The following is a 25,090-nucleotide window of genomic DNA, read 5'->3' on the forward strand; positions in this document are numbered from 1 at the left end:
GCGTCACCACCCACTGTACCAGTCACTGGAATGGATGAGGTCGCTTTGGCTTCTTCAATGTTGATGATGCCATCACCAGCAAAGTTTGCATCCAATGCAATGGTTGCAAACAGGTTTGGATTAATCGCCAACTTATAGTCTTGGGTATCAGTCGCGGTTGCACTGTTACCAGCAGCGTTGGTCGTTGTTACACTTGCCAGGATCGTGCTGTCTGAGTCAGCTGCCAGGTCTGCGCCAGGAACATTGATGGAGAACTTACCACCATCCAGAACTGCACCAGTGAAGGTCTTGTTGTTAATGGTCAAGGTAACAATGTCACCTGCCTTGAATTGACCACTCACGGTACCAGTCACTGGAATGGCTGCAGCAGTCGATTCAGCAACGTTCACAATGCCGTCACCAGCAACGTTTGCATCCAGGCTGATCGCCAAGGCTGGAGGCAATAAGTTCACGGTGTAAGTCTGCGTATCAGTTGCGGTTGCAGTGTTACCCGCAGCGTTGGTTGTTGTCACGCTCGCAAAGACAGTGCTGTCAGGGTCAGCGGCCAAGTCTGCACCAGGGACTTTGATAGAGAATGTACCGTCGGTCGCTACAGCACCAGTGAAGTCTTTGCCATTGATCGTAATCGTAACAATATCGCCGGCCTTGAATTGACCACTCACGGTACCAGTCACTGGAATGGCGGCAGCAGTCGATTCAGCAACGTTCACAATGCCATCACCAGCAACGTTTGCATCCAGGCTTATTGCCAAAGCTGGAGGCAACAAGTTCACGGTGTATGTCTGTGTATCCGTCGCGGTTGCAGTGTTACCCGCAGCATTCGTTGTGGTCACGCTCGCAAAGACAGTGCTGTCAGGGTCAGCGGCCAAGTCTGCACCAGGGACTTTGATAGAGAATGTACCGTCGGTCGCTACAGCACCGCTGAAGTCTTTGCCATTGATCGTAATGGTAACAACATCGCCGGCCTTGAATTGACCGCTCACGGTACCAGTCACAGGGATAGCTGCAGCAGTCGATTCAGCAACGTTCACAATGCCGTCACCAGCAACGTTTGCATCCAGGCTGATCGCCAAGGCTGGAGGCAACAAGTTCACAGTGTATGTCTGCGTATCAGTTGCGGTTGCGCTGTTACCAGCAGCATTCGTTGTGGTCACACTTGCTTCAATTGTTCTGTCAGCATCAGCCGCCAGGTCTGCGCCAGGAACATTGATGGAGAACTTACCACCATCCAACACTGCACCTGTGAAGGTTTTGTTGTTAATGGTCAAGGTAACAATGTCACCTGCCTTGAATTGACCACTCACGGTACCAGTCACTGGAATGGCTGCAGCAGTCGATTCAGCAACGTTCACAATGCCGTCACCAGCAACGTTTGCATCCAGGCTGATCGCCAAGGCTGGGGGCAACAAGTTCACAGTGTATGTCTGTGTATCCGTCGCGGTTGCAGTGTTACCCGCAGCGTTGGTTGTGGTCACGCTCGCAAAGACAGTGCTGTCAGGGTCAGCGGCCAAGTCTGCACCAGGGACTTTGATAGAGAATGTACCGTCGGTCGCTACAGCACCGGTGAAGTCTTTACCATTGATCGTAATGGTAACAATGTCACCGGCCTTGAATTGACCACTCACGGTACCAGTCACAGGGATAGCTGCAGCAGTCGATTCAGCAACGTTCACAATGCCGTCACCAGCAACGTTTGCATCCAGGCTGATCGCCAAGGCTGGAGGCAACAAGTTCACAGTGTATGTCTGCGTATCAGTCGCGGTTGCACTGTTACCAGCAGCGTTGGTCGTTGTTACACTTGCCAGGATCGTGCTGTCTGAGTCAGCTGCCAGGTCTGCGCCAGGAACATTGATGGAGAACTTACCACCATCCAGAACTGCACCAGTGAAGGTCTTGTTGTTAATGGTCAAGGTAACAATGTCACCTGCCTTGAATTGACCACTCACGGTACCAGTCACTGGAATGGCTGCAGCAGTCGATTCAGCAACGTTCACAATGCCGTCACCAGCAACGTTTGCATCCAGGCTGATCGCCAAGGCTGGAGGCAATAAGTTCACGGTGTAAGTCTGCGTATCAGTTGCGGTTGCAGTGTTACCCGCAGCGTTGGTTGTTGTCACGCTCGCAAAGACAGTGCTGTCAGGGTCAGCGGCCAAGTCTGCACCAGGGACTTTGATAGAGAATGTACCGTCGGTCGCTACAGCACCGGTGAAGTCTTTGCCATTGATCGTAATCGTAACAATATCGCCGGCCTTGAATTGACCACTCACGGTACCAGTCACTGGAATGGCTGCAGCAGTCGATTCAGCAACGTTCACAATGCCATCACCAGCAACGTTTGCATCCAGGCTGATCGCCAAGGCTGGAGGCAACAAGTTCACGGTATATGTCTGTGTATCAGTGGCGGTTGCGCTGTTACCCACAGTATTCGTTGTGGTCACGCTCGCAACAATAGTGCTGTCAGCATCAGCCGCCAGGTCTGCGCCAGGAACATTGATGGAGAACTTACCACCATCCAGAACTGCACCAGTAAAGGTCTTGTTGTTAATGGTCAAGGTGACAATATCGCCTACCTTGAATTGACCACTCACTGTACCAGTCACTGGGATGGAAGCAGCAGTCGATTCAGCCACGTTCACAATACCATCACCAGCAACGTTTGCATCCAGGCTGATCGCTAAAGCTGGTGGTGCTACATCAACGCTATAAACTTGTGTATCACTAGCACTTGTTGAGTTGCCTGCTACATCGGTGACAGTGATTTTTGCATCTACAGTGCGGTCAGAATCACCAGCCAAATCTGCACCAGGGACCTTAATTGAGAAATTACCATTTGCGTCTACAGCGCCGGTATAGTTATTACCGTTTACAGTAATGGTGACTATATCACCCGCCTTAAATTCACCAGCAACTTTGCCTGTTACTGGAATACCGGCAGACTGCGACTCTGTCAGATTCACAACACCATCACCAGCAATGTTGGAATCTAGCGTGATTGTGACTTTTGGTGCATCAACATCTACGGTAAACGTCTCACTATTTTTGGTGCTTACATTCCCTGCCAGATCAGTGACTGTAATGATTGGTGTATATGTTCCACTGTTTAAAGCAGCCCCCGTTAAAGGCACGGTCCATACAGCGGTACCATTAGGTCCAGCTGATACTGTGGCTGTGTAGTCTTTACCATCAATTGTAACCACCACTTTATCAGTGACTTTTTCTGTCGTCCCGATCAAAGTAGGGGCTTGGTTTTTGGTGATATTGTCCGTTTGACTTGCACCAGTATCGTCAATCACAGTTTCAGGCAATTGGCCACTGATCTTGCTCAAATCAGGCGGAGTAGTGTCCACATCGTAAGCTTGCTTGGTGTTGGCAGTGGTTGAGTTACCTGCGATATCAGTTGTGGTGATTTTCGCATCAACTGTTTTGTCTGGGTCTGTCGCCAGGTCAGCACCTGGAACATTGATTGTAAACTTACCATTTGCGTCTACCGCGCCGGTAAAGTCTTTACCATTGACAGTAATGGTTACAACATCACCTGTTTTAAACTCACCTGTTACTGTCCCTGTCACAGGAATACCCGCAGACTGAGACTCTGTCAGGTTCACAACACCATCACCTGCAATGTTGGAATCTAGTGTGATTGTGATTTTCGGTGCATCAGCATCTACGGTAAATGTCTCACTATTTTTGGTGCTTACATTACCAGCCAAATCTGTCACGGTCAGGACAGGAGTATACGTTTTGCTGGTTAATGGAGCAGCGTTTACATCTTTAAGGCTGAGACTCCATACCGCAGTGCCATTCGGACCCGCTGTCACTGTCGCGGTATACTTATTACCATCAATCGTCACTTCGACTTTATCGGTAACCTTCTCAGTCGTACCAGTTAAGGTTGGTTGCGTATTTTTTGTAATATTATCGGTTTGGCTGACACCTGTATCATCCACAACTGTTTCTGGAAGCTCACCACTAATCTTGCTCAAATCAGGCGGGGTGGTGTCCACATCGTAAGCTTGCTTGGTGGTGGCAGTGGTTGAGTTACCTGCTGTATCAGTTGTAGTGATTTTTGCGTCAACCGTTTTGTCTGGGTCTGCCGCCAGGTCAGCACCTGGAACATTGATTGTAAACTTACCATTTGCGTCTACCGCGCCGGTAAAGTCTTTACCATTGACAGTAATGGTTACAACATCACCTGTTTTAAACTCGCCTGTTACTGTCCCTGTCACAGGAATACCCGCAGACTGAGACTCTGTCAGGTTCACAACACCATCACCTGCAATGTTGGAATCTAGTGTGATTGTGACTTCCGGTGCATTAATATCTACGGTAAATGTCTCACTATTTTTGGTGCTTACATTCCCTGCCAGATCAGTGACTGTAATGATTGGTGTAAATGTTCCATTGCCTAAAGCAGCACCCGTTAAAGGCACTGTCCATACGGCTGTACCATTAGGTCCAGCTGACACAGTAGCTGTGTAGTCTTTACCATCAATCGTCACAACAACACGATCAGTCACCAACTCAGTAGTACCAATTAAAGTCGGATTACGATTGTTTGTTATATTGTCTGTTTGGCTTGCACCTGTATCATCAATCACTGTTTCAGGTAGTTGGCCACTGATCTTGCTTAAATCAGGCGGAGTGGTGTCAACCAGCGCAGAGTCTGAGGCTGTAGGTGAAGTCTGACCCGACTGATTTGTCACAGATGCAGAGACTAAAAGTGTTTGACCTTCCAGGCTTGAGGGTACAGGAATGCTAACATCTACAAATCCTGCTGCAATAATTTCAGCTGTCAAAGTAACCGTAATTGAACCAGTGTTATGCACCACATTCACAACATCACCTGGCTCGACGCCTATTGGCAGCCCGATACGCGCTGTCGTTTGACCATTCGTGACTTCACTTGCACTCAAAAGGCCTTCTGGTGCTTGATCATTAAGTAATGTAACAGTGGGTGAACTGGTTGCGGGTAAGAGGTAAACGTAGTTTGGAGGAATGTTTACTGCACCTGCATCTGCGCCGGCACCATTGCCGCCGTTATAGTTAGCCCCTGCTGCATCAGGCGTTTGAATACGATCCAAGTTAACGAAGGAGGCATTACCATCACTACCTGCTTCACCGGCTGCCGGGTTATCAAGCACCTCAGTGACATCGCGGCCTTCATTCAAGGCAGTTAAAACGGCGTCAAATACAGCTTGGTTAACAGCATTTTCTGTGACATCAGATACATCAACTTGCGCAAGGTTATCCGTAATTTTGACGGTTTGCGCTTCGGCAAAATTAACGGTTTCACCATTTGCAAGTTTCACAGTAACCGCTGCGCCAGAGGCAGTAATTACTTTATCTCCTGCATGCAGCGTTTCGCCCTGCTTCAACATATGGCGACTGCCATTTGCATCCACAACAATTGCCATACCTTGAACGTTTGTAACTGTACCGATCACAGTAGCCATTTTTTCCTCACTTTAAGTTGAGACAATTTTGATAGTCTCGTATTAAACGCGAGTAAACAATGAAAATCTATTGTACTAAAGTACAGTATGAAACTTGGGATATAAAACGCTTAAGTAATTTAAAAGTCATAACGCGTAGAGAGATATAAAAAAAAGCGGAGTCAAATGACTCCGCTTTCATTTAAACAACTTAATCGTCTTGGAATAATTACTCAACAGCCTGGAAACGAATAATTTCTACACGACGGTTGGCATCGTTACCTTCCACTGGATCGTTTTCAGCAATCGGCTGTGAGAAACCATAGCCCTTAACAACCAGACGCTTAGCATCAGTGCCTTTTTTGATCAGATAGTCGGCCACGGCTTTTGCACGTTTTTCAGACAACAGCAAATTGTACTTTTCTTTAGAAGTACTACGCTTGTCCGTGTGGCCGGCAATCTCAACCTTGTCGTTGCCCCACTCTTTGACAATATCATTCACAATATCCAGGTCGGCATAGGACTCTGGCAAGATAATCGCGCTATTAGCCTGGAACAGAATGCGTGGCGTAAATTTCATGGTCGCCTTTTCTTGCGCTTTAGGCTTAAAGGCTTCACCACTACCTTCCCATGGCTTGGCATTTGCCAGCAATGCTGCTTTATCAGGCACGATTTGCTCAGGCACTACTGCTTTACACACATTCTCGCGATCCATGTATTCTTCACGAGGATAATCACCCACATCTGTGCGTGTAACGCCGAGTTTGCTCAGCAACAAGCCTTGACCTGCATACGTTTTTGCATAGGCCGTATTCAAATCCATTTCCGCAATGGTGAAGCTACGACGTGACTGGAAGTATTCGTTTTCAGTATCCAGCAAGTCAAGCAAGGTACGCTGGCCGATTTCGTATTGTTTGCGATAAGCCAAGCGCGCATTTTCAATCGAATCCTGATGCTGTTTGCGGTAAGCCACTTGCTCAGTCAGTTGCTTAATACTGTTGTAAGAAATTGCAACCAGTTGGCGGGTATCAATACACGCTTTGTCTCGCAAGTCGTGTGAGCGGTTTAGGGTTTCAACCGCGGAGTCCAAATTGGATTTATCCGTAAAGCCGTTGAAAATATTCCAGCTCGCAGTCACTTCCAGCGTATCGGCAGCTAAAGTACTGAGTCTACTTTTATCGTTGACGTCAATAATTTTACGGCCTTGCAAATCAACACGCGGCATAAAGGCAGCTTTACGACCAGAAACAGATTTTTCAACCGCAATAATATTTTCGATCGCAGCCAGAACGTTCGGGTTTTGCTTGTAAGCAGCATCTAACACCTGATCAGCTGAAGGAGCAAGACCATCGCCCGTCATCATCACTTCATTCAGATTCTCCGGCGGCAACTCACCTACCAGACGCTGAAAGCGCGCAGAAACATCATACAAATTATTTGTTTCCGTCACCAGATTAGCCTCGGCCAAAGCAAGACGCCCTGTTGCTTGCTCAAGGTCAACCTTCTTACCTACGCCAGCATCTACACGAGACTTGATCTTATCGAAGACTTGCTTGTGCACGACAAAGTTATCCTGAGCATAAGAGACCAAGCGGCGGTAACGGATCAAATCGTAGTAAGCCGTGGCGGTATCTAACGCTACTGCCTGCATCTGCCCTTGCAACTCGTAGAAGCGTGACTTAGCCACATGGTCCAGACGACCGACTTCTGATGGCGTCGCCAGGCCATCAAAAATCATTTGGCGCAGAGTCAGGGTGGATTGCTGGTTAGGAGAATAGGTATTGCTTACATTAGGGGTCAGGCGCTCCTGATTTCTGAACACCTGATCTACAGTCACGTTCGGCAGATATTTGCCTTTGGCCGCAGACTCATCCAGTTCCGCTGACTTAAATGCATGAAAGCTCGCTTGAACTTCTGGGTTCTCTGATACTGCTTTCTCGATAATTTTTTCGAGACTTTCAGGACTCGCCGCCCAGGCCAACGAAGAATAAGAGAACACGCCCACGAGGAGCGCTGAGGCAATTTTTTTTAGTTTCATTTGCAGACTCTTAACAAGTTATAAAGATTCATCCAAAATCAGTATAACCACGGAACTAAGCCTGCACAAGAGTGGTCACCGCAATAAACCACAAACTTTTTGATAAATTTAGTGTAATTAGTCAAAAAAATGGAATTGATGCAATATAAAAACTCAAAAAAACCTTCATATATTCATATATTTACACGATAAATATATGAGTTAACTTATTTATTACACGTTAATTTAGTTGAGATTTATTTAAGCTGGGATTTTTAATGCCCACATTACCGGCAAAATGTCCCGGCGTGGACTGCCCCTGCAGAACCAAAGCCAAATGCAACCGGTCGCGCACCTTAAGCGTATCAAAGACAGAAGTAAGATGTGCCTTAACCGTACGCTCGGAGATGGCCAGTAAGCGGGCAATCTCTTTATTACTACTTCCTTTAGCGGCCTCTAACGCCACCTCTCGCTCACGCTTGGTCAAATTCTCCAGAATATCCTCTGGCACAGCTGACGTGGCTTTGCCACCGGTTGTGAGGCTGATCAGATGCTTGAGTACATCACGTCCCAGCCATACCCCGCCTTGCGAAACCACACTAGAAACCTCTTTGAGCACATTTGGATGTGCATACGCATGCAAATAGCCAACCGCCCCTGACTCCAGTGCCTGCATGGCTTCAACTTGCTCGGGGTTATTGGAGAGGACGATGACTTTGGCGGCAGGCAACACGCGAAGAATGTGTTGCACAGATTGACGCCAAAGGCTGCCCTGCTCTAGTTGCGCATGCACCCAAATGATGGGTGCCCCTGCAATATCTGCAGAAATCACATCAGAAATGAGGGTTGATTGAGGAAAGGCCTTTTGCCAGGACTCGATTGCGTTTTTGAGGGTCGTGATAAATATATGCTTCATAGTTTTTAGCGCTCGGTCAATGCGTACGATTTAGCTTTTAACACTGGTTTTAATAAATAAGACAGCACCGTTTTTTTACCTGTGAGGATATCTACCTGTGCCACCATCCCCGGAATAATCGGCAGATGGTCGCCAAGATTATTCTTGGTTGTCCTCACTTTAACGACATAATATGCATTACCTTTATCGTCTATCGTGGAATCTGCAGCAATATCTTCTACAACACCATCCAAACTACCATAGATAGTGTAATCGTAGGCCGTGAGTTTGACCACTGCCGGCTGTTGCGGCCGGATAAAGGCGATATCCTTGGTTTGTACTTTGGTTTCAATCACCAGTGCATCATCGCCTGGCACAATCTCCATCACCTCTTTACCAGGCTGAATGACGCCGCCTACCGTATTATAGTAAAGCTTGCTGATTTTGCCGTTAACCGGCGAAGTCAGTGTCGACTGTTTTACTTTGTCTGAAAGCGCTACACTGGATTGTGTCAGACTGTTGATTTTGGCTGTCGTCTCATTCAAATCTGTGCGGACTTTGCTCATGAAGGATTGTTGTGCTTCAGAAACCTTGCGGCGCGCTTCTGAAATCGCGGCGGTCAATCGTGACATCTGTGCCGACGCCTGATCAATATCCCCTTTGGCACGGTTTGCATCACGCTCCAGGCGCAAAATCTCAATCTCCGAAACCGCCCCACTACTGAGTAAAGGGCGATTGGCAGCGAGCTCTTTACTGGTAGACTCATACGTCTTGATCGCCACTTCTTTTTTAAACTGCACTTCCGATAGTTCACGTTCACGTTGCGATAGTTGGTCACGTGCAATATTGATTTGCGAATTCAACTCATCTCTGGCAGCGTTAAATAGCTGCAGCTCTTGCAAATAGGTATCAGGCGCTTTTTCTTGCACCTCACTGGGCGGGTTAAAGCTACCGCCATTTGCCAATGCCTTCAGTCGCGCCTCTTTGGCCGTCAAGGAAAGGTACTGACTCTCGTTTTCCTTGAGGGAGGAAATCGCCCGCGTTTCATCAATCTTGATCAAGGGTTGACCGCGTTTAACCGTATCCCCCAGCTGTACCATGATGTCAGTCACAATCCCACCATCCAGCGATTGCACAACCTGTACCTGACGCGACGGAATCACACGCCCCTCGCCACGGGTCACCTCATCAACCTTGGCAATGCCGGCCCAAACCAGCAAAACTACCAAGATCCCGAGGATAGAATACATGATCAGCTTGGCATGCAGCATGGTGTCTTCAACCATCACATCATGCGCCTGCTCCACCCAGGTGCGCGATTCCGCTGTCTCGGTTTTGACAATTCTATCCACCAGCGCGTGTACAGGCTTACCCAGGCGCACCCAAATACTGTCTGGTTTGGTAATCTGACCAATTTGATCGTATATTTTTTTTGCCATGATTATCTTGCCTTACCCACTTTGCCCGCACGCAATGCTGCAGTCACGTCTTCTTTGCTGCCATCTGCAACCACTTGGCCAGAGTCAATGACGATCAACCGATCCGCCAGCTCCAGCATCGCGTTGCGGTGACTAATCACGACCAGCGTTTTTCCGGCAATGGCTTCGCCAATTCTGCGCTTAACGCTTTCTTCGCCTGAGTGATCCATGGCACTGGTCGGCTCATCGAGCAACACAATTTGCGGATGAGTGACAAACGCACGTGCAATCCCCACCCCCTGGCGCTGACCACCAGACAGCGTATCGCCACGCTCGCCGATTTCAAGATCAAAGCCTTTGGGGTGCGCATTGACAAACTCGGCAATCCCCCCCACCTGAGCCGCTTGCAAGACTGATTGATCATCGGCATGCGGGTCACGCAACGTGATGTTGTCACGCAACGATCCAAAAAACAGGTGATTATCCTGCTGCACATAGCCAATGCTGCGACGTAATTCGGCCGGATCGATTTGACGCGCGTCAATGCCATCAATCAGAATCGCGCCCTCGGTTGGCTGGTACAAGCCCAGAATCAGCTTGTTGATTGTCGTCTTGCCAGAGCCCATCCGTCCGATCAGCCCAACATGCTCACCCGCTTGAATCCTGAAAGACACCCGCTGCAAGGCAAACTCATCCGAACCAGGATATTTAAAGGAGACATTCTTAAACTCGATTTCGCCTTTGAACGCGGGGCGCGAGAGGAAATTCATGCCTTTACTACGCTCAACCGGCTTGCCCATAATGTCATCCAGCGATTTCAGGGAAGTCGCCGCAGTGTGGTACTGGGTAAACAGATTGGCAATTTGTGAAATCGGCGCCAGGGCACGGCTGGTCAACTGCGAGCAAGCAATCAAGCCACCCATGGTCAAATCACCATTTGAGATCAGGTAAACGCCCAGAATAATGATGGCGACACTAATGATCTGCTGTAAAGCATAAGTGCCATTGGTAATCGATGAAGACAGCAGTTTGATCTTGCTGCCGACTTCTGACAGAAACAGCGCACTCTTCTCCCACTTGCCTTGCATCTGCCCTTCCACGCCCATGGATTTTACCGTCTCCAGCCCAACCAGGCTTTCAATCAGTGTGGCATTGCGCTGCGCGCTGGCACGATACATGGTTTCAGACAGGTCATGCAGTTTGGTTTGCACGCTCAGTGAGTAGATCAGCACAATGGCACCGCCAATCACAGCAGGTAGCACCATCAACGGACTGATCCAGGCAATCACCACCAGAAAAATAATCCCGAACGGCAGGTCAATCAACGTCACCACCGTGGCTGAGGTAATAAAGTCGCGCACACTTTCAAACGAACGCAGATTGGAAGCAAACGAGCCAACGGAATTGGGTCTGGCTTCATACCGCGTGCCCAAGACCTTTTCCATGATCTGTGCACTGAGTTTCACATCAATACGCGCACTGGCCCAATCCAGAAAATAGGTACGCATTGAACGTAACAGCAAATCCCCCAGCACTATCAGCGCCACACCTAAGCCGAGCACCCACAAGGTCTCAACAGCCTTGTTGGGCACCACGCGGTCATAGACGTTCATGGTGAACAACGGCATGGCCAGCGCAAATAGATTAATCAGCAATGCCGCAATCATTACATCGCGGTAAATCGCGCGGTTTTCGGCCAGCGTGCCCCAGAACCAGTGCCGGACTTTGATACGGCCCACCTCAGGCGTACGTGCATCAAAAATGAAGTTTTGCCGGGTAATCAAGGCATAGCCGGTATATTGCGCAGCCAAATCCGCCAGACTGATGGTGACCGGTTCAGAAGACAGCTCAGGGAAAATAACCTGGGCAAAATGCTGCGACTGATCAACCTGAATCAACTGGCAGGCCCGGTCATTGTTCAACAGCAACGTGACATCCACCTGCGGTTGCAGCAATGTTGGAATAGCCGCTTGCTTGACCGTCACATCCAGTTGCAAACGCTCCGCAGAACGTTTGAATAATTCGGGGTTTAATTTACCATTCTGCAACGGCAAGCCTGAAATCAGGGCGTCGCGTGTAGTGGCCAACCGGTTATGGCGGCAAATATAAAGGAGGCACTCCAGCAGAGCGTCTTTCTCGGTTTTATTGAAGTATGGCGTCGTTTCCATGGCAGATGACTTATTATTATCCTTGTCCGAGTGATATCAGCGACTGATTAGCAAGATTGATTGTATGGTGTTTTAATTGATATCAAAACGGGGAGTATATGGCATAACCCCGTTGAATTACAAAAATTGACCGTATCAGAGCTCGCCAAACGAGAGGCTTTCCTGTACGTAGGGGCCGGTCACTGCCTCTATCCCCACCGCATTCAAACTATCCAGCTCCTGCTGATCCTGCACCCCCTCGGCAATCGGCACGATGCCCATGGTGCGCACCATCATGCAGAGGCCGCGCATCAGTGATTGCTGTTGTGGCCGCAAATGAATATCGCGGATTAGAGATGCGTCAAACTTGATATAGTCCAGTCCCAGTTCGTGTAAGTCACCTAACTGCGCCAAGCGGGTGGCGACATGTTCCATCCCGACCATGCAACCCAGCGACTTGACCAGATGCACAAACTCCCTGAACTTAATAAAGTCACTAAACGCCGCTTCTTCTGCTACCTCAAAACTCAACCTGGCAGGTTGATTCACGGACAGGATCAAGGCCTGCAGCTTGTCACGGTAATCATCACTACGCATTGCCGCTGCCGAGACATTCACACTTAAATTGGCGTTGCTCTTGGCCAGCATATCGACGGCATACTCCAACGCAAGACCATCCAGCGTTTTGATCATATCGAGCTGGCTGGCCCAATCAATAAAGGCCCCCGCTGCCAGCCATTGATCACCTTCATCAATATGCAAGCGCAAGGGGCATTCGTAGTGGAACAATTGTTGATGCCGCTGCATCACCGGATAGCAGGCGAGCTTGATTTGCTTTTGCTCAATTGCCTGCAGGAACTGCTGCTTCCACTGGTTCAGATAATTTTTTCTTGAGGTGACGATGCTATTGGCATTCATGACGCGCATCGGCAAGGCGGCCTGATCCTCAGCCAGGTCAAGAATAAATTGCATGACGCGGTAGATATCGGCAAAGTCGTCGCCTTTTTTGGTTTTGGTATGCGTCACGACAAACTGGAATTGCAGCATCTGCTGCGCGGCATTGAGTTTTTCCAGCACCAGTTTGAGCTCAGTCGCCACGGCGAAATCATCGACAGGCTGGCGACTGAAAATCCCGAAAACGCCCCCGGCCAGTCGGCCACAAACCACATCAGGATAATGTGCCATCTGCTGCAACAGCGCATCGCCGATTTTTTTGATCAGCTGGTTGGTCACACTGTAGCCCATTTGCCGGTCGATGTCGGACAGGTTACGCATTTGTACCAAAATCAGCATGCCCTCGACAAAACTGTCATTCTTGAGTGCCACCGATGCCGTGTTGGTAAAGTGTGACTGGTTCATGAGACCGGTCACTTCGTCATAGTTGATTTGCTGGTTAAAAGTATTCAAGCGCTCGGACTCTGCCGTCACCATAGACTTGACGCGCTCGGACAAGGTGTTCATGGTGCGCACCAGCTTCTTGAACTCTTCCGTCTCCGGCTCGGCAATCGTAATGTATTTACGCTCACCCAAGGCTTCTGCCTGTCCAATGACTTCATCCAGTGGCCGCAAGATTTTCTTGAGCCATACGCCAGAAATTGCATAACTCAACAAGGCAACCAGCAGTGTCCACAACAAGGCATGGCGCGACGTTTCCCACAGCTGGTCATACGCCAGCGACGGCTCGCTTTCCATGATCAGGGTGCCATATTGCTGCCACCCGGACTGAATATTGGCAACGCCGGGTTGGATCTCAATTGACAATAAAGACTGGAACCAGCTTGGGGCCTCTGAATGGGGCGCACGATTCACGCGTTCTATCATGGTCTTGTTGTCAGGCGACACAATCGCAATGCGGCGATAGTGCCCCATGTCAAACTGGGCGCTGACGATCAGCTCAACCGTGACATTGTCTTTTTGAATATTGGAAAGTGTAATGGCCAGCCCGTTGGCATTATCGTTATTTTTTTTCTGTAGCTGCTCCGCCATATAGCGGTGGTCATTATAGACCCCCAGAAACAGACATCCTGCGGCCACCATCAAAATGATGGCCGAAATTGCAATACGTATTTGTTTGATTAATGACATCAGAAAGCCCTCTTACTTTCCTGGGGGGAGATTGGCAGCTGCCCGGTCCTTGTGCAGACTCTATGTGCAAGCCTAGCATCCTCACCCCATAATAACCATAGCTCTAACCATTTTTCCATCATTCCAATCCGTCCTGTCGCATCCGCGTCAACACATCTCGCCATTTTGAGATGTTGGTTGGCGAGCCCGCACGTACCGTCGGGTTATTCGCCACAAACAAACCCTTGTCGTTAAAACTGAAGACAGGCGCCAGGTCGCCCCGGCGCGAAGCCGGTAGCAATTCAAAATTGAGGTTATCCAGAATCAGTGGGTCGCTGTTAGGCGTGGCATAGTAAGCCAGCACCATGTGCGGGCGGATGGAGCCGCTAGGCATGCGTGCCCGAACATACGTGAGACGTAATTTATCCTGTGAAATACCCAGTTTCTTGAGCAGAATATATTTGACAATACTGAAGTCCTCGCAGTCCCCCGCCCCCTTGCCCAAGGTTTCGAGCGGGCTGGCCCAGTAATCCTCCATGCCCCACAACGTATAGTCATCTACAAACAGCACATGCTGATTGGTAAAATCATTGACCATGCCGACCTTGGTCATTTCGCCGGAGCCGGCAATCTGCGCAAACAGCTCATTCAGGCGCATGACATTCTGATAAGCCTCTTCGCCGTAACGCTGGCGGACTTTCTCCAGCATCGCCAGCACATAATCATCCGCCTGGATCTGCGACCATAGCAGGCTGATTGCCAGGCATAGGCCTGTCAATACTCTGGCAAAGGTGGATGGCGTCAATTTCATGTCAGTTAAGGTTTTACAGGCAACGATTATGTCACGATGAAAAGAGACACAATTTAACAAACAAAATGGTTTTCATCGACAACTTCTGCGCGGTCTCATACCGCCAATCACTCAAACATGACAGAGACAACAAAGACAAGTATGGACGGATTGGGTAAAATGCTGGTTTTTCGCATCTATTAAATTGTTTAACCATGACGTCACTCACCACGCTCAACGCACTCTCGCCGCTAGATGGCCGCTATCAATCAAAACTTGACCCTTTGCGGCCTTATTTCAGCGAGTATGCCCTGATCAAATATCGCGCGATGGTAGAGGTCGCCTGGTTAAAAGCGCTAAGTGCCGCCCCTGAACTGGCTGAAATCGCGCCATTCAGCCCGACGACCATAGACGAACTGGATGCTGCGATTGCCGCATTCAGCGAAGCGGATGCCATGCAGGTCAAAGCCATCGAAGTACGGACCAATCACGATGTGAAAGCGCTGGAATACTGGCTGAAAGAGAAGTTTGACGGCAATCCTGAAATCAAGAAAGCCAGTGAATTTATCCATTTTGCCTGTACCTCAGAAGACATCAACAACCTGTCTCACGCCCTGATGCTGAAATCTGCGCGTGAAGCCGTCATGCAGCCTAACCTGCAGGCAGTCATTGCCCGCCTGACTGAGTTGGCGCAAGCGCTGGCTGAGCAACCGATGTTGTCCCGTACGCATGGTCAAACGGCCAGCCCTACCACCATGGGCAAAGAGCTGGCGAACGTGGTTTATCGCCTGCAACGCCAGTTGAAACAACTGCAAGCGAACGAAATTTTGGGCAAGATCAATGGCGCCGTGGGTAACTTCAATGCCCACTTGTCGGCCTACCCTGATTTTGACTGGGAAGGCTTTGCCAAGCGCTTTGTCGAGTCTCTGGGCCTGACGTACAACCCGCTGACCATCCAGATCGAGCCGCATGATTACATGGCTGAGATTTACGACACGCTAGCACGGATCAATACCATCCTGATTGACTTGAACCGCGACATCTGGGGCTATATCTCGGTGGGCTATTTCAAGCAAAAAGTCAAAGCGGGCGAAATCGGCTCCTCGACCATGCCACACAAGGTCAACCCGATTGACTTTGAAAACTCTGAAGGCAACCTGGGCCTTGCGAACGCGATTTTGCGTCACCTGGCCGAGAAACTGCCTATCTCACGCTGGCAGCGTGACCTGACCGACTCTACCGTGTTGCGTAATATGGGCGTGGCCTTTGGTTATACGCTACTGGGGTATGACTCTTGCCTGCGCGGCCTGAATAAGCTGGAAATCAATCCGCAGCGCCTGCTGGAAGACCTGGACAATAGCTGGGAAGTGCTGGCCGAGCCGATTCAAACTGTAATGCGCCGTTATGGCATTGAAAATCCTTATGAGCAACTCAAAGAGCTGACACGCGGTAAAGGCGGCATTAACAAACAATCGCTGCATGCTTTTATCGAGACGCTGCCTATCCCGGCCGAAGCCAAGCAGGCGTTGCTGGCAATGACCCCTGCAACTTATACCGGCAAGGCCAGTCAACTGGTTAAACATATTTAAATCGCCGTTGATTTGACCAGGGAACTCTTAGCGTACTTCATTCAACCATATTCATTCAGGACATCTGCCCCGCAGCCGCTCTGGCGGCCTGGGCAGATTTCCTTGCTTCACCGTTTCATACAGCTCTGCTTCATTACCCCTCTGTGCCTGCTGAAAAAACGCTTGCGCGGCTTGATCAAATACGTTTTTCTTCTTATCCCACTGTTATCAGCTTTGCCAGCGATTGCCGAAGAACCCTTATGGTTTGAGGTGCAAACCGACAATCGCTACCGCACGCGTTTTTTTATCAGCGGCAATCCATTACCGGCGCAGCAGTCCAAGCTGCGTGAGTTGCTGCAAAAACACTTGAGCATTCATGAGGCGATGTCCAACCCGCGCATGAATGCGAGCGAGTGGCAGCGGCTGATCCAGAAAACCCCGCAGGAAATCAGCGACTTGCTCGCCACTGAAGGCTACTTTAAGACCCAAACCACCCTACGCCGACCAGACGCGACACAAGCCGAATTCCACCTCATGTTGCCGCCACCAGCCACCGTCAAGCAGGTCAACGTCAGCATCTCGGGGGAAGTGCAACAGCCTGCCTACCAGGCTACACTCGAGGCCGCGCAAAAAAGCTGGCCCTTACCGGTGAACAGCATTTTTACACAAGCAGCTTGGACCAGCGCCAAGCGCGACATCCTTGCCGTTTTGCTAAGGGATCAATTTCCAAACGCAAAACTGACGCGCTCGCAAGCCCTGGTCGATCCGGCAACCCAGGCTGTCATGATCGAAGTCGCGGTAGACTCTGGCCCGGCAGTCAAGGTGGGGCACGTGCTCATCCAGGGCTTGCAACATTACCCGGAATCGCTGCTCAGACCGCTGATTACACTCAAAAGCGGGGCGCCCTACCGCCAGGAGGATCTGCTCACTTTACAGAACAGTTTTATGAGCACGGGCAAATTTAGAGCGGTCGATGTCATTGCCAAAACCGATCAACTCAACCCGGACCAGTCTGCCGACATCACGGTGACGGTCTCCGAACTCGAGCAATATTCCATGCGTATCGGCACCGGCGCCAGTACCAATACCGGGGCCAGAGTAGTATTCAATTACACCAACCGCAACCTGTTTGACCGCGGACTATTGTGGGACAGTAGCGTACGGCTTGAACAACGCTTACAGGCCGTGACTTCCAACATTACCTTTCTGACGGATGAGCAGGGCTATCGCGACAGCATTCAAAACAACCTTATCCGTACCGCTGTAGAAGGCCAGGTCACCACCGCCATTCAAAATGGGGTGCGTCGCTATTGGGGCCAGCCGACAAGCATAGAACAATTTGTCGGCGCCAACCTGCTCTATGAATTTTTAACCGTAGATGGCGAAAATTCCCAGTTTAATAAAGCCGCAACCGTCGCCTATGGCTTTAATATGCGCAGACTCAACAATGCGCTGGCACCCACTAAAGGCTGGATTTTCAATACACAATTCCAGCTGGCCCCATTAGACAAACTGTCAGATGGTCGTTTTTTGCAATCGCAGGCCAGGTTACAGGCGTTTTACCCGTTGACGGAGTCTACCCAGTGGCTGGGCCGCATTGAAGTGGGCAGTATTACTGGCTCTGGCAGGGTGCCAGCGACTTATTTATTCCGCGCCGGTGGCGACCAGTCGGTGCGCGGCTATGCCTTTCAGTCTTTAGGCGTGAAAGAGGCAGACGCCATTGTAGGCGGCCGCGTGCTGCTCACGGGCAGCAGTGAAATCGTGCAATGGCTCACCACCTCTTGGGGCGCGGCCGTGTTTGTCGATTTCGGCAATGCGGCCAACAGCTGGAAAGACTACGAACCTGTACTGGGCTATGGCCTGGGGGCCCGCTGGCGTAGCCCGATTGGCCCGGTCGGGGTGGATATTGCCCGTGGTCAGGAGACCGGTGAATACCGCCTGCATTTTAACCTGGGAGTGAATTTCTAATGTCACGCCTGCGCTACCTGCCTTCACTATTCAAACAATTTATAGCGCTGCTGCTTTGCCTGTCGATCATCATCACGCCGCAAATCGTGTGGGCGGCCAATATTCTGGTGCTCACCAGTCTGACCTCGTTTGAAACCGATTTGGGGAATGCGACACTGAGCGTGACCGGCATAGACTCGCATATGCAACTGACGGTCACGCCCCAGGGCAAACTCACCGTCTCACGGTTTTCTGCCAAGCAGGTCACATTGCGTTATAAACCGGCAAACGAACAAGCACCAACAACCTCGCAGCCCCAGCCGCCCCTGCCTGCCCATATTCACATCCCCTTGCCGTTCTATCTGCATCTGGGACAGATTGAACAATTGACCATTATTCAAGGCCAGAGCATCACGCAGGTTTCGCATCTCCAGTTTGATCTGGATGCAGACAATACTGCCCTGCAATTTAATATCAGCCAGGCGCACAGCCCCTGGGGCAACCTCAGCAGCCACTTTAAGATGCAGAATGCAGCGCCATTCAATTTAAGCGGCTGGCTGGACCTGCAGCAACCGCAAGGTGACCTGCCCTATCATTTGCGCATGGCGCTGGCTGGTAATTTGACGCGACTGGAAATGACGGCTAATCATCATTACCAACCGGAGGCACGGCCATTCGCGCTGATTCCGGTTGAAATGTCCGGCCCAGAGCCATCGACCAAAGATGCTATTAATAAAAATCCTATCAATAAGCACCAGAAAATACTGGATACAGTGCAGTTGCAGGCCTCCATCGGCCTGGACGACCAGCGCCAAAGCCATCTCGCGTTTCACTTGCAACAGTTTCAAGCCAAACACCTGCATCCCCAGCTAGGCGGAGCCATGGATTTGAATATCGTCGCCGATGGTAGCCTGACCGAACAAGGGCTGGTCAACATCACCGTGGATGCAGGCAATAGCCGTTTGCAACAACAGCCGCTCATCCTCAAAGGGCAAGCGCAATTGCGTGGCAGTGTATTAAGCCTGCTGGACCTAAAAGCACAGCTGGACCAGAATACATTCAGCATCCAAACCCAGCCACTGAGCCAAGCCAATCCATGGTCAACGCAACAAACTCACTTGATCTGGCAAGCCAATCTGGCCTCGCTGGCACAGTTGATGCCGGGCTTCAGCGGCAAGCTGCAAGGCCAAGGCGACATTACCCAAGGCGAGGGCAGTTTTTCGACCTCGTATCATCTGTCTGGCGCGAAATTGCAGCTGCCAAAAGGTTTATCCCTGGCGGGTCTGCAAGTCGACGGGCACTTTTCCAATCAATCACAGGCCACGCTGGACAACCAGATTCAGTTACAAGGCCTGTCGCAGCAAGATGCGCGTGGCATGGACAGCCCACCTATTGATGCCGAACTCAGACTGAAGGGCAATCTGGACCAACACCAACTCACCCTCACTGTCACTGACAGCGATGCGCAACGACAAAGAAACTTGCTGCTGGCGCTCAATGGCCATTGGCAGGACAGCGCTTTGCAAGACCAGGGCTGGCAAGCCTCCCTCACCCAATTGCAGGATCAGGCGGGTAAAGTGTTTCAGCTTGAAAAACCGGCAGCCCTGGCCTGGCAGCCTGAGCAGGGCTTTCAGCTCAGAGACTTTATCCTAAAGGCCAAATCCGGCGGGCAATTGCAGGTAACAGCACTGCACTATCGCCCGCCCCAGGCGGCCAATGCGCGCACGCAGGCGCCAGCACAAGCCGTTGCATTGCATACACAAGGCGCGCTAGACCACTTTCCAGTGCAAGCGCTGCTTGGCTGGCTTGGCCAGGGCTCTGCGGAGGCACTGCCCGCCGACGCACTGCGATTATCAGGTCAATGGTCACTGGCCCTGGACCAGCACCTGAACGGATCCTTGCATCTGGAGCGGTCTGACGGTGACTGGCAGATATTCGATACCACCGCCAATGCCTGGCAAGCGCTAGGCATACAAACATTGCAGGCAGACTGGCAAGCCAGCAATGACCGCATGCAGTTACAAGCTACGCTCCAATCCAACGGTGACGCGCAACGGGCGATCGACCTGCAATTTTCTGCGGCGACAGAAGTCACCCCCACCGCCGACGGGCTGGTGATCAAGAAAACCGCGCCGTTGCAGGCCATGCTCAAAGCACATCTGCCGCAATTAAACTGGCTCAATAAACTGCTGCCAGACACACAAGTGGGCGGGCAACTCAACATTCAAGCGGCAGCCCATGGCACCATTGCACAACCTAGCCTGCAAGGCAGCATGCAGGGCAGCGCATTATCGTTACAAGTGCCGTCTCAAGGCCTGTGGCTGGAGCAAGGCACGCTCAATGCCACGCTTGCCACAGACCAGATACACCTCCAGCAATTGCACTTTGCCGGCAAAAGCGGTGAACTGAATGGCACTGGCGTGTTTCAGTTTAATCAGGAAGACTGGCAACTCAATGCCGCCTTGCAGCTAGACAAGCTACAGGTGCTGTCACGGGTAGACCGCTGGGTGCAATTAAGCGGCCAGACCAAGCTCAGTATGAACAGCCAGCAAACAACGATCAGCGGTAATCTCAAAATTCATAAAGGCTTGTTTGAGTTGCCCAAGGCGGACAAACCCACACTGGATGAGGATGTCGTGATTGAATCCCCGCAAGCTCGAACGGAGACAGCCTCCAAACTATTGCTTCAATCATTTGCGCTGGATTTTGGCGATAAACCTACCGTGCTTCCGTTTAAGGAATCAGAACAGTTCATGCTCAGGGGTCAGGGCCTGAATGCCGCCTTGAGTGGCAAGCTGCAACTCAACGGCCTGCTGGATGCACTCAGCGCCACCGGCACACTGGACCTTACCGGCACCTATCTCGCCTACGGCCAATCGCTGAATATTGAAACCGGACGGCTGATTTTTAGTGGCAAACTGCCCAATATCGGTCTCGATGTGCTGGCGACCCGGCAAGTGGACACTACCAAGGTTGGCATTCAGATTAATGGCAGCCTGCAAACGCCGCGCCTGAAACTGGTCTCCACACCGGAAACCAGCAATGAAAACAAAGTCGCGCTACTGGTGCTGGGCCAACCCATGTCACAAGTCGGCAGCAGCGACCTCGCCCTGCTGTCCGTCGCGGCGGGCGCCCTGCTGTCTCAAGGCGACTCAGTCTCGTTACAAACCCGTTTGGCGCAAGCCGTGGGGCTGGACAGCATCGATGTCCGCGGCAGTGGCCCGACCAATTATGCCGTCAGCGTCGGCAAACGCATTAACCGCAATCTGGTGGTCGGCTATGAAAAAAGCATTGTCGGCCTGTTAAATGTTGGTAAACTGACTTACCAACTCACCAAGCGCATTTCCATTGAAACCAGGACAGGTTCAGAGAATGCACTGGATGTGTTTTATGGTTTTAGTTTTGACTAGACGACTGACTGACGCATGCATACAGATAAACCCAACCCGAGATTAGCGGTGCTGATTGATGCGGACAACACGTTTAACGTCATCCCCATCATTGATGCGCTGTTTGAAGAAATTTCCAAATTTGGCGATGCCAGCATCCGTCGCATTTATGGTGACTGGACGCAACACCAACTGAGCCGCTGGAAAGAAGTGCTGCCCAAGCATGCCATCCAGCCCATGCAGCAATATGCCAACACCAAGGGTAAAAACGCCACAGACAGCGCCCTCATTATTGATGCGATGGATTTACTGTATACCGCACCGCTGGATGGCGTCTGCATCGTGTCGAGTGACAGTGACTTTACCAGGCTGGCGATCCGCTTCCGTGAGTCAGGCAAATCGGTATATGGCTTTGGTGAGGCCAAAACGCCCGAATCATTGCGTGCCGCCTGTAACCGCTTTGTGTTTATCGAGATTCTTTCCCAAGACAAAAAAGCCGATACCGATGAATCAGCCGTGGTCATGGACAAAGGCACTGCGGACAAAGCAGATACGCTGAGCAAGCAAGCAACGGCAACCGCTGAACCGTTGTTGCTAAGCCCCACCGTCAAGAAAACCTCACAACAACTGGCCATGGATGCCAAGCTGGTGTCCCTGACGCGATCCGCCATAGAAGCGCTTTCGGAAGATGACGGCTTTGCCAACCTCAGTGAGGTCAAAAAACATATGATTAAAAACTATTCTGCGTTTGACTCCAGAAACTATGGATATGCTAAATTTAGCGAGTTGATTCAATCCATCGGGCTGTTTGAGCTGGATCACAAAAAGCAGCACGTTAAAGACAAACGAAAAAAATGACAGAAATTCTGATTCTTTATTACTCTCAAGGCGGTGCCGTGCGCGAGCTGGCACAACAGATTGCACGCGGCGTAGAGAGCGTACCCGGGGCCCAGGCACGGCTGCGCACTGTGCCCAAAGTCTCGGCCAACTGTGAGGCCACCGAGCCCGAGATCCCAAGCAGTGGGGCGCCCTATGCCACACTGCAAGATCTCGAAGAATGTGCTGGACTGGCACTAGGCAGCCCAACACGGTTTGGCAATATGGCTGCCCCCATGAAATATTTTCTCGATGGCACCTCCGGGCTCTGGCTCAAAGGCGCGCTGATTGGCAAACCGGCGGCCGTGTTCACCTCCAGTGGCTCCATGCACGGCGGCAATGAAATGACTTTGATGACCATGATGATCCCGCTGCTGCACCATGGCATGCTATTGATGGGCTTGCCATATTCCGAGCCGCAATTGGGGACGACTAAAACCGGTGGCACCCCGTATGGTGCCAGTCATATCGGCGGCGCGATGGATGATCAGCCCTTGTCTGACGATGAGAAGAAATTATGTCTGGCCTTGGGCAAACGTCTGGCCCACACCGCGCTCAAATTGCAATAATCGTTTTTTAGGGAATTTTAAGTATGTCTGATGCACCCATCCCGAAATCATTGGCTCGTGAAGCCCGTCAATTCTTGTTTTCAACCCGTCATGCCATTTTGTCGACGCATTCGATGAAGTATCCCGGCTTTCCGTTTGGCTCGGTGGCACCGTTTGTCTGCAACCAGCAGGCAGAGCCCGTGATTCTGATCAGCACGATTGCCGAACATACCAAAAATATTCTCGAAAACGCCAAAGTCTCTTTACTGGTGTTTTCCGGGGCTGAAGACTTGCAAGCCAATGCGCGCCTGACATTGATGGGTGAAGCCATGCCTTGCGACAAGCAGGATGCCGATTTGCGCGCCCGCTACCTGCGCTATTTGCCACAGGCAGCCAGCTACTTTGATATGCATGACTTCCATTTTTACCGCATTCAGGTGGAGCATGTGCGCTACATTGCCGGCTTTGGCCGCATGGGCTGGTTTGAAGGCTCGGCGCTCAGCGAAGGGCTGGGCGAGAGCATGCTCGCCGCGCAAGAAGCGGGCATCGTCGCCCATATGAACGAGGACCACAAGGATAGCCTGCTGCAGTATTGCAAGCATGTTCATGACATCACCGCCGACCATGCAGAAATGATAGGACTGGATGCTGAAGGGTTTGATGTGCAATATCATCAGGGTGAAGAAACACAAGGCCTATTGCGGTTTGCCTTTGAGCAACCGGTACTGAACGCCATGGATGCGCGCAAAGCCTTGGTAGCCTTGTCTCAAGCGTGCAAAGCATGATCGCGCGCTGGTTGATGGTCAGTCGCTGGGTCGCCAGCGTCAGCTTGATTGCGCTGATTGTATTGTGTCTGGGGTGGGAGATTTTATGGGCGCCCTTGCGGGCTGGTGGCAGCTTGCTGTTTTTAAAAGTCTTGCCGCTGTTGGGCCCGTTATTCGGCATTTTGCGTGGCAAGCGTTATACCTACCAATGGTCAGGCATGCTGATTCTGTTTTACTTTACCGAGGGCGTGGTGCGGACATGGTCAGAAACGGGGCTCAGCCATTGGCTAGCGCTGGCAGAGGTCATCTTCAGCGCATTGTTTTTTGCCAGCGTCGTCACCTATGCCAAATTTAGCGGTAGCCGCTATCAGGCCGCTTGACTAACATTGTCCTACCGCACGGGTTGGCCATTTTTGCTGTAAATTCTTTGTTGAATCCACGCTGACAAGCCCGCTAAACCTTATATAATATCGGGCATGAAAATCCTGTTATCTAATGACGATGGCTATCTTGCGCCCGGCCTCAATGTCCTGGCCGCGCATTTAAGCAAAATAGCCGAGATCACCGTGGTCGCGCCCGAGCGTAACCGCAGTGGTGCCAGCAACTCACTTACCCTGGACAGACCTTTAAGTGTCAAACAAGCCGCCAATGGCTTTTTTTATGTCAATGGCACCCCCACCGACTGCGTGCATATTGCCCTGACTGGCCTCATGCAGGAAATGCCGGACATGGTGATCAGTGGTATCAATGATGGCGCCAATATGGGCGACGATACCATTTACTCTGGCACCGTAGCCGCAGCGACTGAGGGGTATTTGCTGGGCATTCCTTCTTTTGCCATTTCGATGTCACAACATCAGGCACTGCACTTTGAAACGGCGGCCAAGATCGTGGTGGACCTGGTCCAGCAATACAACCACAGCGAGTTTACCGAGCCAACCTTGTTAAACATCAATGTGCCAGATGTACCATTTGAAGCAATCAAAGGTAAAAAAATCACGCGACTGGGCAAACGTCACAAGGCCGAACCCGTCATTCAACTGCAAACCCCCAGAGGCGAAACCGTTTACTGGGTAGGTGCCGCTGGCCAGCCGAATGATGGCGGTGAAGGGACTGACTTTCACGCCGTGGCCGAAGGCTATGTCTCCATTTCACCCATACAGGTAGATTTAACCAAACACTCTCAAATTGCCACCCTGCAGCAATGGCTGCAAAGCAAGCAATAAGTCATCAAG

15 protein-coding genes are annotated in these 25,090 nt (G+C 50.9%); 8 read left to right on the forward strand and 7 right to left on the reverse strand.

The window, feature by feature from the left end; all coding sequences use genetic code 11:
- From ACT53D_RS05720 to ACT53D_RS05750, 7 genes are all read right to left on the reverse strand, one after another.
- Nucleotides 1–5,453: retention module-containing protein (locus ACT53D_RS05720; RefSeq protein ID WP_476154976.1), on the reverse strand; the 5,453-nt coding region annotated here is incomplete at its 3' end.
- A 208-nt stretch (nt 5,454–5,661) separates the two neighbouring features.
- On the reverse strand, nt 5,662–7,470 hold the full coding sequence (locus ACT53D_RS05725; RefSeq protein WP_476154978.1) for a TolC family outer membrane protein: 1,809 nt from the start codon (nt 7,468–7,470) through the stop codon (nt 5,662–5,664).
- A gap of 220 nt (nt 7,471–7,690) precedes the next feature.
- The gene (locus tag ACT53D_RS05730) at nt 7,691–8,365 is read right to left on the reverse strand and encodes a response regulator transcription factor (protein ID WP_313984242.1); all 675 of its coding nucleotides are present in this window, start codon (nt 8,363–8,365) and stop codon (nt 7,691–7,693) included.
- A gap of 5 nt (nt 8,366–8,370) precedes the next feature.
- Complete coding sequence (locus ACT53D_RS05735) at nt 8,371–9,783, reverse strand: HlyD family type I secretion periplasmic adaptor subunit (protein WP_194746987.1); 1,413 nt, start codon at nt 9,781–9,783, stop codon at nt 8,371–8,373.
- A 2-nt stretch (nt 9,784–9,785) separates the two neighbouring features.
- The gene (locus tag ACT53D_RS05740) at nt 9,786–11,930 is read right to left on the reverse strand and encodes a type I secretion system permease/ATPase (protein ID WP_194746988.1); all 2,145 of its coding nucleotides are present in this window, start codon (nt 11,928–11,930) and stop codon (nt 9,786–9,788) included.
- Nucleotides 11,931–12,065: 135 nt separating this feature from the next.
- Nucleotides 12,066–13,994: a bifunctional diguanylate cyclase/phosphodiesterase gene (locus tag ACT53D_RS05745; protein ID WP_194746989.1), complete on the reverse strand. Its 1,929-nt coding sequence runs from the start codon at nt 13,992–13,994 to the stop codon at nt 12,066–12,068.
- Nucleotides 13,995–14,112: 118 nt separating this feature from the next.
- The gene (locus tag ACT53D_RS05750; protein WP_194746990.1) at nt 14,113–14,784 is read right to left on the reverse strand and encodes a transglutaminase-like cysteine peptidase; all 672 of its coding nucleotides are present in this window, start codon (nt 14,782–14,784) and stop codon (nt 14,113–14,115) included.
- A 194-nt stretch (nt 14,785–14,978) separates the two neighbouring features.
- On the opposite strand from ACT53D_RS05750, the gene purB reads away from it, so the two are divergent.
- From purB to surE, 8 genes are all read left to right on the forward strand, one after another.
- Nucleotides 14,979–16,352: an adenylosuccinate lyase gene (purB, locus tag ACT53D_RS05755; protein WP_476154983.1), complete on the forward strand. Its 1,374-nt coding sequence runs from the start codon at nt 14,979–14,981 to the stop codon at nt 16,350–16,352.
- Nucleotides 16,353–16,454: 102 nt separating this feature from the next.
- Nucleotides 16,455–18,299: an autotransporter assembly complex protein TamA gene (locus ACT53D_RS05760; RefSeq protein WP_476154985.1), complete on the forward strand. Its 1,845-nt coding sequence runs from the start codon at nt 16,455–16,457 to the stop codon at nt 18,297–18,299.
- Nucleotides 18,299–21,688, forward strand: coding sequence for a translocation/assembly module TamB domain-containing protein (locus ACT53D_RS05765; RefSeq protein ID WP_476154987.1), 3,390 nt, complete (start codon nt 18,299–18,301; stop codon nt 21,686–21,688). Before ACT53D_RS05760 ends, ACT53D_RS05765 begins: the two co-directional genes overlap by 1 nt.
- A 15-nt stretch (nt 21,689–21,703) precedes the next feature.
- Nucleotides 21,704–22,525 carry an NYN domain-containing protein gene (locus ACT53D_RS05770; RefSeq protein WP_476154989.1) on the forward strand — a complete coding sequence of 274 codons (822 nt, stop codon included), beginning with the start codon at nt 21,704–21,706 and terminating at the stop codon, nt 22,523–22,525.
- Entirely contained in the window at nt 22,522–23,112 is a 591-nt protein-coding gene (gene wrbA / locus ACT53D_RS05775) for an NAD(P)H:quinone oxidoreductase (protein ID WP_476154991.1), read from the forward strand. The genes ACT53D_RS05770 and wrbA overlap by 4 nt, the downstream gene beginning before the upstream one ends.
- A 23-nt stretch (nt 23,113–23,135) precedes the next feature.
- The gene (locus ACT53D_RS05780) at nt 23,136–23,876 is read left to right on the forward strand and encodes a HugZ family pyridoxamine 5'-phosphate oxidase (RefSeq protein WP_476154993.1); all 741 of its coding nucleotides are present in this window, start codon (nt 23,136–23,138) and stop codon (nt 23,874–23,876) included.
- On the forward strand, nt 23,873–24,235 hold the full coding sequence (locus ACT53D_RS05785) for a DUF2069 domain-containing protein (protein ID WP_194746995.1): 363 nt from the start codon (nt 23,873–23,875) through the stop codon (nt 24,233–24,235). Before ACT53D_RS05780 ends, ACT53D_RS05785 begins: the two co-directional genes overlap by 4 nt.
- A 96-nt stretch (nt 24,236–24,331) precedes the next feature.
- Nucleotides 24,332–25,081 carry a 5'/3'-nucleotidase SurE gene (surE, locus tag ACT53D_RS05790; protein WP_275356815.1) on the forward strand — a complete coding sequence of 250 codons (750 nt, stop codon included), beginning with the start codon at nt 24,332–24,334 and terminating at the stop codon, nt 25,079–25,081.
- Nucleotides 25,082–25,090 lie beyond the last annotated feature (9 nt).

This window comes from Methylophilus sp. DMC16, from assembly GCF_056314045.1.